Below are 12,313 nucleotides of genomic sequence, written 5' to 3' on the forward strand. Positions count from 1 at the left end.
AGATAAGTACGCGCTTGACCTTCGGATCTGCCACTTACTTGCTCCTTCCAAACCGTTTCCTGTCGCAAAGCGGGCGCGCGCCCGCGAATTACCGAACCTGGGGGGTGAGTGCCCCGGGCGGGAAAGCCCGTTTCGCATGCGTCCATCATAAAGCCCGCGGTGCGGCGGCGGGGCGAAAACGGCAAAGCAACAGGCGAACTGCGCAACGGCGGGGGTGGATGCGCGACATTTCCCCGCCGAACCGCCTGAATACTTGATGGCACTTGCTGGCGGCAAGGCGCCTGTCTTGCCGCCAGCGCGTATACTGACGGCAAGGCATTGAAATTGCGGACGCGGCACCTGCGCCGAGCGCCCGCTGAACGAAAGGCTAACTGTGACTGAGAAGTTAAAGATCGGCGTGCTGCTTTCTGGCAGCGGCACGAACTTGCAGGCCATTATCGACGAGGCCGCAAAGGGTCTGGCCGTTGAGGTGGTGAAGGTGATTTCCTCGCGTCCCGATGCGTATGGCATCGAGCGCGCGAAAGCCGCTGGCATCCCGGTGACCGCTCTTAACCGGTCGGTGTACGCTAACCCCGACGCCGCGGACGCGCGCATCGTCGACGAGCTGCAAGCTGCCGGCGCCGAGTATGTGGTTATGGCCGGCTACATGCGCAAGGTCACGCCGGTCATGCTGAACGCGTTCCCGAACCGCGTGCTGAACCTGCACCCGGCACTGTTGCCGTCGTTCAAGGGCGCGCACGCCATCGCCGATGCGTTCGCGGCGGGCGTGAAGGTCACGGGCGTCACCGTGCACTTCGCCAACGAGGACTACGACAAGGGACCCATCGTGGCGCAGGAGCCGGTGCGCGTTGCCGAGGACGACACGCTTGAGACGCTCGAGACGCACATTCACCAGGTGGAGCACGAGCTGTACCCGCGCGTGCTCGGCTGGATTGCCGCCGGCCGCGTAAGCGTCGACGACGCCGGCCACGTGCACGTAGCGCCCGAAGGCGGCGCAGCCGCCCAGGACAAGGCCGCCAGCGCATGCACCGTCGGCACGCATCAAGGGCATTACACCCTGCGTCGCCACGTGGGCACGCTGCGATAGCAAGCACAGAAATGGCGGCAGAGCGCTCCGCTTTGCCGCCCGGTGGTTTTCACGCGCCCCGAAATACTCATTTTCCTGCAAGCGTCTGACGTGGGAAAACGAAAGTACCCCACGTCAATGCCGGTAAAGCAACTTGCTGATTTTTCTGAATTTCGGGGCATCGAGAACTGGTGCCTCAAAGACGCATACCCAATGTGAGTACCATACGATGTGAAGGTGGTTACATGAACAAGGAACTGCTGGAGAGCATTGCTGCCGAACTGCGCGCTGGGCGCGCGGTGGAGCTTTCGGTCGAGGACTTCCCGTGCTTCAGCGCGCAGGCGCTGGCAGGCAACGCGCACGTATCCCCCGATGACCTGGGCAAACTTGCCGCCGCGCTCACGGCAGCCGATGCACCGGTGTTCGAGCGCGCCGCGCGCGCCATGGACGAGGGCGACCTGGCTTGGCTGGGCTTCAAGATCGTGTGGGACGCCGCCGCAGCGCAGGCCAACACCGACAACGAGGTCACAAAGAAGTATGGCGACGTGGGCTCGGCCGACGGGCAAGGCGCCGTGTTCTTTTGCAACGACGCGAAGGAAATCGTGTCCGCGCGCACGCCGAGCCCGCGCGACGTGTTTCAGATGAAGGACGTCACGCGCGGCCCGAGCATGCACAACGAACAATTCGAAGGCCTGACCTGGCTTTCCGTGCCGCTGTTCGACCAGGTGCGCGTGTGGCTGCTCGGCGCATCGGACGCGGCGGCCGAGGTGTCGGCGCTGGCTGCGCACGTGGGGTTCGCCGTCACGGCCGTCGACTACGACCCGGCGTACCTTTCGCCCGAGCGCTTCCCCGACGCCACGCGTGTGCTGCTTGAAGGCGGCAACTTCGACGGGCTGGCCAGCCTAACGCCCGCGCCCGGCGACTACGTGTGCGTGCTGACGCGCGGCCACATGTTCGACCCCGACAGCTGCGTGTGGGCCGTGCGCCACGGCGTGCATTACGTGGGCATGATGGGCTGCAAGGGCAAGAACTCCACCGTGCACGACCTGGTGATCGCGCGCGGTGCTTCCGAAGAGCAGTGGGAGCGCATCAAGCGCCCCATCGGCCTGAAGTTCGGCGCGAAAACCCCCGCCGAGCTGGCCATCGCCATCGTTGCCGAGCTGGTGGACGTGCGCTACCGCCAGCGCTACAGCGCCGAAGCGCAAGCCAAGCACGACGCAAGCCTCGGCCGCTAACGCACCGACAACGAAAGCACGCAAGCGGGCCCGCAGCTTTAACCGCGGGCCCGCTTGCTTTTCTCTATGACGAAAATGCCGTAAAGTACCGGAGCACTTTGCGGCACGATAGTTCGCCTTACAGCGTGGCGAAGGCTTGCTTGAAGTCGGCGATGATGTCTTCGTCGTCTTCAAGGCCGGCCGAGAAGCGGATGAGGCCGTCGGTGATGCCCATCTCGGCGCGCACCTCGGGCGACACGTTGTGGTGCGTCATGGATGCCGGGTGCTGGATAAGCGACGCCGGGTCGCCCAGGCTGACGGCGATGTGCGACAGGCGCAGCGCGTTCAGCAGCTTCTTGCCCGCTTCGAAACCGGACAGCCCGTTGACGTTATCGGCCAGCTCGAAGGACAGAATGCCCGTGCCCAGGCCGTTCATCTGGGTTTTCACCAGCTCGTGGTACGGCGAGCTTTCAAGCCCGGGGTACAGCACGCGCTTGACGCACGGCACGCTTTCCAGGTAGCGCGCCACGGCCAGCGCGTTGGCGCAGTGGCGCTTGACGCGCATGCCAAGCGTCTGCAGGCCGCGGATGATCAAAAACGCGTCGAACGGCGCGCAGATGGCGCCGCTGACCTTCGTCACGCCGATGTTGCGGATCTGCGCGATGTCGTCGGCCGTGCCAACCACCACGCCGGCGATGACGTCGCCATGGCCGTTAAGGTACTTCGTAACGCTGTGCACCACGATATCGGCGCCGCAGGCAAGCGGGCGCTGCACTGGCGGCGGCGCGAACGTGTTGTCAACCACCACGCGGATGTTCTCGCCCGCCACACGCTTCACACCGGCGATGTCCGTGACCTTCATGAGCGGGTTCGTGGGCGTCTCGAAGTACACCATCTTCGTGTTCGGCCTGATGGCAGCTGCAACGGCGTCCAGGTCGGCCGTGTCAACCGGCGTCACCTCGATGCCGAACTTCGGCAGCACGTCGCGGATGACCACGTTCGTGCAACCGTACACGCAGTCGCCCACGATAACGTGGTCGCCCGCCGCCAAAAGCGTCAGCAGCACGGAGCTGATGGCGCCCATGCCGCTGCCGGCCGCCACGCAGTCCTCGCCGCCCTCGATGGCGGCCATCTTCAGCTCAAGCGCGCGGCGCGTTGGGTTGCCGCCACGCGAGTACACGTAGCCGTCCTTCGTACCGTCGAACTTCGCCATGCCGTCCTCGACGCTGTCGAAGCAAAACGTCGACGTCTGGTAAATGGGCACCGCCAGCGCGCCGAACGCCTGGTCAGGCTCCTGACCAGCATGGATGGCGCGAGTGGTGAACCCGGCGCCCTCAAGATTCGTTTCGTTCATCTGCTTCCTTACTCTTATATGTCGTACAGCGAACCGCCCGAAGCGGCCCGCTCGTGCCCGAAAGGGCCTGGGGGGGGGTGGCAAAGGCGAAGGCCGGCGCTGCGGCCGCGCGCTCGCCCCGCGCTCCCAACACCCTTACGCGAACAGGGCCTTAAACGCCTGGTCGTAGCGCGCTTGGTCGGCCGTATCGGCGCCGATGAACTCGCCGTCGTCGATGTAGCGCTTCAGGCCCTCGATGCCCGCGTCATCGCGCGCGACGCCCACCTCGGGCAACGTTGCCGGCATGCCCAGCTGGCGCATCAGCTGCCGCACGCGCGCCGCTTCGGCCTCATCGCCGTTGTAAACCAGCTGCATGACCAGGCCAATTGCCACCAGCTCGCCGTGCAGGTACCCTGCGGCGCGCTGCGCGTACAGCGTGCGCATGCCGTCGTAGAACTTGTGCGCCAGCGCCGTTTGGTGAAACCCGCGCGTCAGCGCGCTGACGATGCCGGTCAACGCCACGTTCAGGAACACCACGCGCTCAAGCGCCGCACTCGGCGTGCCCGCGGCCGCCTCGGCGCACGCCGCCGGAGCGCAGCGTTCCAGCTCGGCATTGTTCACCTGCGCGTAACGGTACGCGCACCAGCGCTGCACGTCTTCGCCTTCCGCATCCAGCGCACAGCTGCCGTGCGCCAGCTCGGGCACCTTCGCCATGGCGTCAAGCACGCCGGCGGCAATCAGGCGCGCCGGCTGTGTGGCCATGACCTGCGTGTCCACCACCACGACGTCGATCTCGCGCTCGTAGCGCCACGTATCGCGAAACGACCCGTCCTCGTGGTACATCACCGACAGCGGCGTGAACGCCGCGCACGTGGCAACGGACGTGGGCACCTCCACCACCGGCCAGCCGCCCGTAGCGGCCACAGCTTTCGCCAGGTCCATCACGCGCCCGCCGCCAACGCCGACCACCACGTTGCAGCCGGCCTCGCGCGCCGCACCAGCCAGGCGCTCAGCAGCCTCGTACGACGTGGGATAATCGCATTCCTGCACGTCAAACGGCACGCCTGCCGCCTCAAGCGATGCGCCCAGCCGCGCGCCGGCAACGCGCAGGCCGTTCGGCCCGCCTACCACGAACGCCCGGCTGCCCAGGCGCGCCACCTCGCCGCCGGCCAGCTCCAGCGCGTCGGCCTGCTGCAGGTAGCGCCCCGCGCCCGTCTTGTACGCAACGTCCACAAACTCCGTCTTCGCCATGTTCGCTCCCTAGTCCATCGTCCAACGTAGCAGGTGGTTCTTGATCTTCTCGAAGATCTGCATGACAATGACCAGCACCAAGATCATGAACAAGAAGCCCGCCCACGTGTTGTCGTACAGGCCGAAGTCGGCGTTCTTCTTCACGAAGTAGCCCATGCCGTACTGCGCGGAGTACATCTCGGCGAACACAAGCACCAGAAACGAGCTGCGCAGCGACGTGACGAAACCGGACAGAATGGACGGCATGGCCGCCGGCACAATCACCTTCATCAGCTTCTTCGGACCGCTCAGGCATAGCGTGGCGGCGTTGTCCAGGTAGCGCTTGTCGATGGTCATGATGCCGGTGACCGTGGCAAACAGCGTGGCCCAGATGGTGTTGTACACAATCAGGAACATAGACGCGGCCGTGAACGACGGCGCCAAGTGCAGCGCAAACGGCGACAGCAGGATGGCCGGCACCACGCTGATGGCGTACACGATGGGGTAAATGGTGTCGCGCACGCGCTTGTTCATGCCCATGAGCACGCCCAACGCCAGCGCGATGACGGTGCCCAGCGCCAGGCTGGGGATCAAAAGCGCCATCGACGACGTGAAGTTCAGCGGCATGGTGTCCGCATACGTCATGAACGCCTTCCAAATGCGCTCAGGCGTGGGGAACAGCACCGAATCGAGCAGCCCCGCGTGGGTGATGCCCCAGTACCCGCCGCAAATGGCGACGATAAGCACCGCGGTGATCCAGTATTTCTTGACGAATGCTTTGACGTGGCTCATGCCGCTTCCCTACCTCGTTTCTTTCGGACTTACGCGTCGTACTCGGCGTAGATGTTGTTCATCTTCGTGTAGAACTCGGGGCTTTCGCTCTTGTGCTTCTCGGTGCACGCGTCCAGCGCCGCCTTGTACAGCTTCGTGTCGATGTGCTCGTCGATCTTGATGGAAGCGGCGGTGTCGGGGAACAAGCCCATCTCGCCCATCCAGTTCCACGCGCGCTCCACCGACGTGCGGTACGGGTCGAGGTTCAGGCGATAGTGCTCGTTGTCCATGTAGGCGTGCACATACTCCAGCGTGGAGCCGGTCTGCTTCACCACCAGCTCGGCGGTGGCGTCGCGGTTGGCCTCGTACCAATCCTGGGCGCGCAGCCAGGCGCGCAGCATGGCGGTGACGGCCTCGGAGTTCTCGTCCAGGAATTTCTGCGAGGACGCCACGCGGCAGCAGGAGTAGTCGGGCGTGATGTCGCTGCAGTAGCACATGACCTCAACCTCGTCGATCTGCGAGATGTTGTAGTTCTGGCTGGTGCCGCAGATGGCGTAGTCGGCCTTGCCGGAGCGCACGGCCTCCACGCGGTCGGCATGGTTGGACAGCACGATGGTGGTCACCTCGTCCATGGTGTGGCCGGCGTCGTACAGCGGGCCGAACACGGCGAACTCGTTGCCGGAGCAGGCGATGGTCTTGCCCAGCAGGTCCTCGACGCCGTTCCACTTCGTGCCGGCCTTCGCGATGATGGGCATGCAGCCGGTGATCATGTAGCCGGCGTAGATGGTGAGGTCCTGGCCGGAGGCGATGTGGGTAAGCGGCAGGTTCGTGCCATTGTTGGAAAGTACGTCAACCTTGCCGCTGAACAGGGCCTGGAACGCGTCGTCGGAGCTGGAGAACACACTGACCTCAACGTTGACGCCCTCTTCGGCCAGGTAGCCCTGCGCATCGGCGATAGCGTTGAAAATGTGGCCGTCGTTGGTGGTGCCCAGGCGCACCGTGGGGGTTTCCTTGGCGGCCGTGGTGGTGCTGGTGGCGTTGTCGGTCTTGGCGGCGGTGTCGTTGTTCGACGAGCAGCCGGCAAGCGCCAGGCTGGCGGCGGCAACGGCGGACAGGCCGATGAAGCTGCGGCGGGTGAAGTGGTTGATCATGCGGATGTTCCTTTCCTTGCGGATTTCTCGGTGTGCCGGCGCGATTGCGCTTGGGCTATCGGGAAGGGCCGGTTCGCGCCCTAGTCCTCTACGTGGTTCATAACGTCCTGGTTGATGTATTCCACCAGTTCATTGCGCAAATCCATGATGAATTTGCTCTCGTACATCTCCTTGCGGCCCGGCTTGCGCTCAAGCGGGATTTCCTTCTCGAAGATGACGTGCGACGGCGATTGGCCGAACACGACGATGCGCGTGGCCAAAAGCAGCGCCTCTTCCACGTCGTGCGTGACGAAGAACACGGTCTTTTTCTGCGTCTCGTGCGACCACAGGTCAAGCACCATGTCCTGCAGGCGAGCGCGCGTGACGGCGTCAAGGGCGCCGAACGGCTCGTCCATCAGCAGGATGGGCGGGTTCATGGAGAAGCTGCGGGCGATGGCGCAGCGCTGCTTCATGCCGCCGGACAGCGATTTGGGGTATTGACCGAACACCTCGTCTTTCAGTCCCACGTCGCGCAGGGCCTGGCGCGCGATGCTGCGGCATTCGGTCTTGCTTTTCTCGGGGAAGCGCTGGCGCAGGGCCAGAACGATGTTCTCCCCCGCCGACATCCACGGGAACAGGCCGTAATCCTGGAACACCACGCTGCGCTCCAGGCTGGTGCCCGTGATGGGCTGGCCGTCCACGGCGATGGTGCCGCTGGTGGGCGTCTCCAGGCCCGCCATCAGGCGCAGAAACGTGGACTTACCGCAGCCGGATTGGCCGAGCAGGCACACGAAGTCGCCTTCGCGCACGTGCATCTGCACGTCTTGCAGGATGAGCTTGTCGGAGTCAGCGTAGCCAAACGACAGGTCGCTGACGGTGATGTCCTTCATGCGCAGGTCTCCTATTCAGTAGGCGAAGCGGGGCGGGCAGTTGGGTGCGGAGCGGGTGCGTATTCGCGTGTCACCTGGGCAAACGCCGGCAGCGCGCGGGCGATGGCTTCCGGGGCCAAACAGTACGAAAGGCGCACATAGCCCGGGCAGCCGAAATCGGTGCCGCCCACCGCGATGATGCGGCACGCCGCCAGGCGGTCGAGCAGCAGCTGCTCGTCGCCATCGGGCGCGGCAAGCAGCAGGTAGAACGCGCCGTTACCGGGCACGAACGTGAAACCCGCGGCGCGCAGGGCATCGGCCAGCATGCGGCGGTTGCGATCGTAATACGCAACGGGCGCGGGTTCGTCGGCGCAGGCGGCGGCCATACGCTGCGCCGTGGCGGGCGCGTTCACGAAACCGACGTCGCCAAGCGAGCGGCGGATGCCGGCGTGCAGCGTGTCGTGCTCGTCCATGCCCGGCGTCAGTGCCGCGTAACCGATGCGCTCGCCGGCAACCGAGGCGGACTTGCTGAACGAGTATGCCACCACCGTGTTGCGATACAGGGCCGGCCACCAGGGGTTTTGCGCACCGTCGAACAAAAGCTCGCGGTAGGGTTCGTCGGAAAGCAGCAGGATTGCATGGCCGAACGCCTCTTGCGCACGTGAAAGCGCCGCCGCAATGGCGGCAGCGGTTTCGGCCGGATACACCAGCCCCGAGGGATTGTTCGGCGTGTTCACGATCACCAGCTTCGTGCGCGGCGTCAGCGCGCGCTCGAAAGCGGGCACGTCGGGAAGCAGGGTTTCAGGATCGAACGGCACTTCCACCAAGTTCGCGCCCCAGTTTTCCATGAACACACGGTACGCCGGGTAGTAGGGCAGGAACGCGATGACCTCGTCCTCGGGGTTGAGCACCGTCTGCATCAACGTGTTGATAGCGGCGGCCGCGCCCGTGGTCATGATGATGTCGGCAGCGGTATACGGCGTGCCAAAACGACGCGCAAGCGATGCCGCAACGGTTTCGCGCACAGAGGCGTATCCGGCGCTGTCCATATATCCATGCAGGTCAGGGGCACTGTTTCGCTCGGTTTCGGCCAACGCGAAGCGCACGCCGCCAGGGCACGGCGCCGTAGGGTTGCCAATGCTGAAGTCGAACACGTTTTCAGCACCGTACACGCTCTTCAGTTGTTCAGCCTTTTCGAAAGCCTGGCGAATGGCCGAGGTAGTGCCCAAACGCCGGCTCATAAACCGAGAAACAAGCATACTCATCTTCCCGCACGCCCAAAAAGCGCACACAACCAAGCCGCCGCAAAACGCAGCGAGCAATTCGTTTTATTTAAGGTGAAGCAAATAATTCAGCGTTCCGAAAACTCCAACACGCAAGCAAAGACGCAGAGGTCAGTAGAAGCTTGCACCGAAACGCATATGCAGAATGCTCAAAACAAGGCAGAAGAAATTTGAGCGGGAACGATTGTAACCGCTCGTTGAGATACAACGACCCGTATCAATACCGTTTCACAACTGCTACAAAATTCTGGTAAACAGTGCATTTCCCCAGTTCATGAGCACATACCACCCCAAAAGGGTTGTGCTTTCCCAGCAAAAATCACCCCGTCATACCAGCAGCAAGCTAGAAACTCCCAAGACCTTGAGCAAACTCAAAATTGACCAGAAATCATTACTTGAAACCTATAAAGCATGACAAACAACTTGCCCCTTCGTCACGCAAGCCGCTTCCTCCGTAGCTTCTTTAGCCAGTTTTTCTTAAACGATCCGTAAGCACCGAAAAACCTCTCGTCAGTATTGCTTTGAGCTCCGCATGAGTATTTTGCATCGATAAGCTCTAGCGAGCAGATATAATCAGCCACCTGAAAGAGCCTGTAATCACGTGGGCTTGCGTCTTTATAAATAATCGCGTTCTTGGCCAAGACGTATTCGACCGCATCATGAATTGTCTCTGTCACGATGCTTTGTCCATTGTCGTAATAAACTTTTACCGCTTCAAACCGGCTAAGGTACTCGAAGCGATCAAACAGAAATTGTGTAAGATCGCGTTTCATGCGCATGAGAAGCTTGGCAATCTCGTCATTGAAATGCGCCTTTTCATATGCAAGCGTAATGTACGAGAATGGCATATGCTCAACGAGAATACGGAAGCAGGATAGATACTGCTTCCGCTCGGCAATCGTCAGGAACTTATAGTCATCATTGCCGTTCATCAGCGGTCCCAAATGCATTGGAATATCCGCCATGTTTCGCCTAGCCAAATCTTGCTCGTAAACCGCAATGACGTTGGAGATGTTGAGATTCTGCTCGTGAAACACAAGGGTAATCAGGTAGAAGCGGGACGTTTCGCCAGCATCGCCCGATTCATCCACGAATATTGAAATCTCCCGCATAGGTTTTGCCTCCATAAATAAAATGCCGGGGGAAACCCCCCGGCTCTTGGAGGCCGACCCTTTCGGGAGGACCAATGTTATTTATACCACTAACCAGGGCGGTATTACAAGACAAATTATAGCGTACATACGTACGCTTAACAATATAAAAATACCAATCCATCCCCTCTCGGGGAATGAGGGTTATCGATCAGCACATGGCCGAGGTAGCATCCATGTAGCAAAGCAACCGTTTGATTTGTTGTGCAACAAATCAAACGGCCTGGAGCGCGCCCCAAGAAGCAAAAACTCCAGCGAAACAGCGGACCGCGACAACGTCCTGCGCGCGGAAAACCAAATACACGCGCCCAAAAGACCGTCAAACGCCAAGGGCCGCTGCGGCCCGAATACTGCAGCGGCCCTTGCTAGGCATTTCGCTTATCGGCACTTTCCCTCTCACGCGCTTTCGCCGGCGCACTTTGCGCGTCGCAGGCGTTTACCCCTCGAAACCGTAGAGGTTGCCTTCGCCCGTATAGGTTACTTCGCCCTTGCCAGCTACGATACGGCCGACGCGGTACGTCTGCTCGCCGGCTTCGGCCAGCGCGGCCTCCACCTCTTCGGCGCGTGCCGGGTCCACGATCAAGATCATGCCCACGCCCATGTTGAACGTCTTGAGCGCCTGCGGCTCGGACAGCTCGGCGGCGTCGCACACGTACTTCGCCACAGCCGTCACCGGCCAAGAGCCCAGGTCAACCTGCGCATCCACGCGCTCGTTCAGCGCGCGGTTCAAGTTCTCGGAAATGCCGCCGCCCGTGATGTGCGCCAGCGCGCGCACCGCGCCCGGGCACGCCGCGAGCGTGCCAAGCACCTGCTTCACGTAGATGCGCGTCGGCGTCAGCAGCGCGTCTGCCACCGACTGGCCGTCCAGCGCCTCAACGGGCGCCAGCAGCTCTTCGCGGCTTTTGCCCTCCACGCACACCTTGCGCGCCAGCGAATAACCGTTCGAATGCAGGCCCGACGACGCCAGCCCGATAAGCACGTCGCCCTCGCGCACGCTTTCGGGATCCAGCATCTTCGGCTTGTCGACGATGCCCACGGTGAAGCCGGACAGGTCGTAGTCGTCGGGATCCATGACGCCAGGATGCTCTGCCATCTCTCCGCCGATGAGCGCGCAGCCCGCCTGACGGCAGCCCTCGCCGATGCCGGCCACAACCTCGGCCACGTGCTCACGGCGCAGCTTGCCGATGGCGATGTAGTCCAGGAAGAACAGCGGTTCGGCGCCGCACGCCAGAATGTCGTTCACGCACATGGCCACCAGGTCGATGCCCACGGTGCCGTGCTTGCCCGCCAGCTGCGCCACCTTCAGCTTCGTGCCGACGCCGTCGGTGCCGGACACCAGCAGCGGCTCGGCCATGTCCTTGGCCGCCGCGATGGAAAACAGGCCGCCGAAGCCGCCGATGTCGCCCACCACCTCGGGGCGATACGTGGAATGCACGGTTTCCTTGATGGCGTCAACGGCACGCGCGCCCTCGGCGATGTCCACGCCCGACGCTGCGTAGGTGACTTCCTGCTTGCTCACTGTTTGCTCCTTATCGTTGAAGTCCAAAGGACCTGTTACCTACTACATGGCGAAGGCCATACCGGCGCGCCCAAGCGCGAAACCGCCGCATCACGAGAAAGCATTGAAGCCCCCACGGGCCTGCCTTCCGGGCCTGCCCCGGGGACGCGCCCCGCACCTCGCACACTGCCGGTTACCGGTTGCAACCGGCAGCCTTCGCCTTCGCTTCTTACACGCTGATCTGGGTCTTCTCGGCCTCGGCCGCCTCGCGGGCGTATTGCTCGGCGAAGTCGGCCTTCGTCATGAAGCTGTTGCGCGCGGTGTACGACGGAATCTCCACCGGGTAATCGCCCGAGAAGCACGCCTCGCAATAGCCCGGCGTGCGCACGTCGGGCAGGCTGTCGCGCAGGCCCTGCAGGCTGATGAACGCCAGCGAATCGGCGCCCATCCACTCGCACATTTCCGCGTTCGTCATGTTCGCCGCAATCAGCTGGTCGCGCGTGTCGGTGTCGATGCCGTAGAAGCACGGCCACAGCACCTCGGGGCTGACGATGCGCAAGTGCACCTCGGTGGCGCCGGCGGCGCGCAGCATCTCGATGAGCTTCTTCGACGTGTTGCCGCGCACGATGGAGTCGTCGATGACCACAAGGCGCTTGCCGCGGATGACCGACGGCAACGGGTTCAGCTTCAGGCGAATGCCCAGCTGGCGCATGGCCTGCGTGGGCTGGATGAACGTGCGGCCCACGTAGCGGTTCTTCACGATGCCGT

General features: G+C 62.8%; 11 protein-coding genes. 2 read left to right on the forward strand and 9 right to left on the reverse strand.

What is annotated here, in order from left to right; genetic code table 11:
* Positions 1-373: 373 nt before the first annotated feature.
* Together purN and ACWI6D_RS08450 are read left to right on the forward strand one after the other, a co-directional pair.
* On the forward strand, positions 374-1,087 hold the full coding sequence (gene purN / locus ACWI6D_RS08445; RefSeq protein WP_449134353.1) for a phosphoribosylglycinamide formyltransferase: 714 nt from the start codon (positions 374-376) through the stop codon (positions 1,085-1,087).
* Between the two features lie 224 nt (positions 1,088-1,311).
* Positions 1,312-2,301, forward strand: a complete 990-nt coding sequence (locus tag ACWI6D_RS08450) for an XdhC family protein (RefSeq protein WP_449134354.1) — start codon at positions 1,312-1,314, stop codon at positions 2,299-2,301.
* Positions 2,302-2,419: 118 nt separating this feature from the next.
* On the opposite strand, the gene ACWI6D_RS08455 is transcribed toward ACWI6D_RS08450, so the two are convergent.
* The 9 genes from ACWI6D_RS08455 to ACWI6D_RS08495 all read right to left on the reverse strand — a co-directional run.
* A complete protein-coding gene (locus ACWI6D_RS08455; RefSeq protein WP_449134355.1) occupies positions 2,420-3,634 on the reverse strand; it encodes a trans-sulfuration enzyme family protein in 1,215 nt (404 codons plus the stop codon).
* A 135-nt stretch (positions 3,635-3,769) separates the two neighbouring features.
* On the reverse strand, positions 3,770-4,864 hold the full coding sequence (locus ACWI6D_RS08460; RefSeq protein WP_449134356.1) for an iron-containing alcohol dehydrogenase: 1,095 nt from the start codon (positions 4,862-4,864) through the stop codon (positions 3,770-3,772).
* A 9-nt stretch (positions 4,865-4,873) separates the two neighbouring features.
* A complete protein-coding gene (locus ACWI6D_RS08465) occupies positions 4,874-5,635 on the reverse strand; it encodes an ABC transporter permease (RefSeq protein WP_449134357.1) in 762 nt (253 codons plus the stop codon).
* A 29-nt stretch (positions 5,636-5,664) separates the two neighbouring features.
* Complete coding sequence (locus ACWI6D_RS08470) at positions 5,665-6,765, reverse strand: ABC transporter substrate-binding protein (RefSeq protein WP_449134358.1); 1,101 nt, start codon at positions 6,763-6,765, stop codon at positions 5,665-5,667.
* A gap of 80 nt (positions 6,766-6,845) precedes the next feature.
* On the reverse strand, positions 6,846-7,634 hold the full coding sequence (locus tag ACWI6D_RS08475) for an ABC transporter ATP-binding protein (RefSeq protein ID WP_449134359.1): 789 nt from the start codon (positions 7,632-7,634) through the stop codon (positions 6,846-6,848).
* An 11-nt stretch (positions 7,635-7,645) separates the two neighbouring features.
* Positions 7,646-8,878: a pyridoxal phosphate-dependent aminotransferase gene (locus tag ACWI6D_RS08480; RefSeq protein ID WP_449134360.1), complete on the reverse strand. Its 1,233-nt coding sequence runs from the start codon at positions 8,876-8,878 to the stop codon at positions 7,646-7,648.
* Positions 8,879-9,330: 452 nt separating this feature from the next.
* Positions 9,331-10,008, reverse strand: a complete 678-nt coding sequence (locus ACWI6D_RS08485; protein ID WP_449134361.1) for a DUF3800 domain-containing protein — start codon at positions 10,006-10,008, stop codon at positions 9,331-9,333.
* Between the two features lie 475 nt (positions 10,009-10,483).
* Entirely contained in the window at positions 10,484-11,566 is a 1,083-nt protein-coding gene (gene purM, locus ACWI6D_RS08490; protein ID WP_449134362.1) for a phosphoribosylformylglycinamidine cyclo-ligase, read from the reverse strand.
* A 208-nt stretch (positions 11,567-11,774) separates the two neighbouring features.
* Positions 11,775-12,313, reverse strand: a 539-nt coding sequence (locus ACWI6D_RS08495) for an amidophosphoribosyltransferase (RefSeq protein WP_449134363.1), incomplete at its 5' end; no start/stop codon positions are given.

It is taken from the genome of Senegalimassilia sp. (assembly GCF_977052095.1).

Excerpts from the sequence above, each read along its gene's own strand:
- ACWI6D_RS08450 (WP_449134354.1), top strand. The coding sequence starts at position 1,312 with ATGAACAAGGAACTGCTGGAGAGCATTGCTGCCGAACTGCGCGCTGGG.
- ACWI6D_RS08455 (WP_449134355.1), bottom strand. The coding sequence starts at position 3,634 with ATGAACGAAACGAATCTTGAGGGCGCCGGGTTCACCACTCGCGCCATC.
- ACWI6D_RS08460 (WP_449134356.1), bottom strand. The coding sequence starts at position 4,864 with ATGGCGAAGACGGAGTTTGTGGACGTTGCGTACAAGACGGGCGCGGGG.
- ACWI6D_RS08465 (WP_449134357.1), bottom strand. The coding sequence starts at position 5,635 with ATGAGCCACGTCAAAGCATTCGTCAAGAAATACTGGATCACCGCGGTG.
- ACWI6D_RS08470 (WP_449134358.1), bottom strand. The coding sequence starts at position 6,765 with ATGATCAACCACTTCACCCGCCGCAGCTTCATCGGCCTGTCCGCCGTT.
- ACWI6D_RS08475 (WP_449134359.1), bottom strand. The coding sequence starts at position 7,634 with ATGAAGGACATCACCGTCAGCGACCTGTCGTTTGGCTACGCTGACTCC.
- ACWI6D_RS08480 (WP_449134360.1), bottom strand. The coding sequence starts at position 8,878 with ATGAGTATGCTTGTTTCTCGGTTTATGAGCCGGCGTTTGGGCACTACC.
- ACWI6D_RS08485 (WP_449134361.1), bottom strand. The coding sequence starts at position 10,008 with ATGCGGGAGATTTCAATATTCGTGGATGAATCGGGCGATGCTGGCGAA.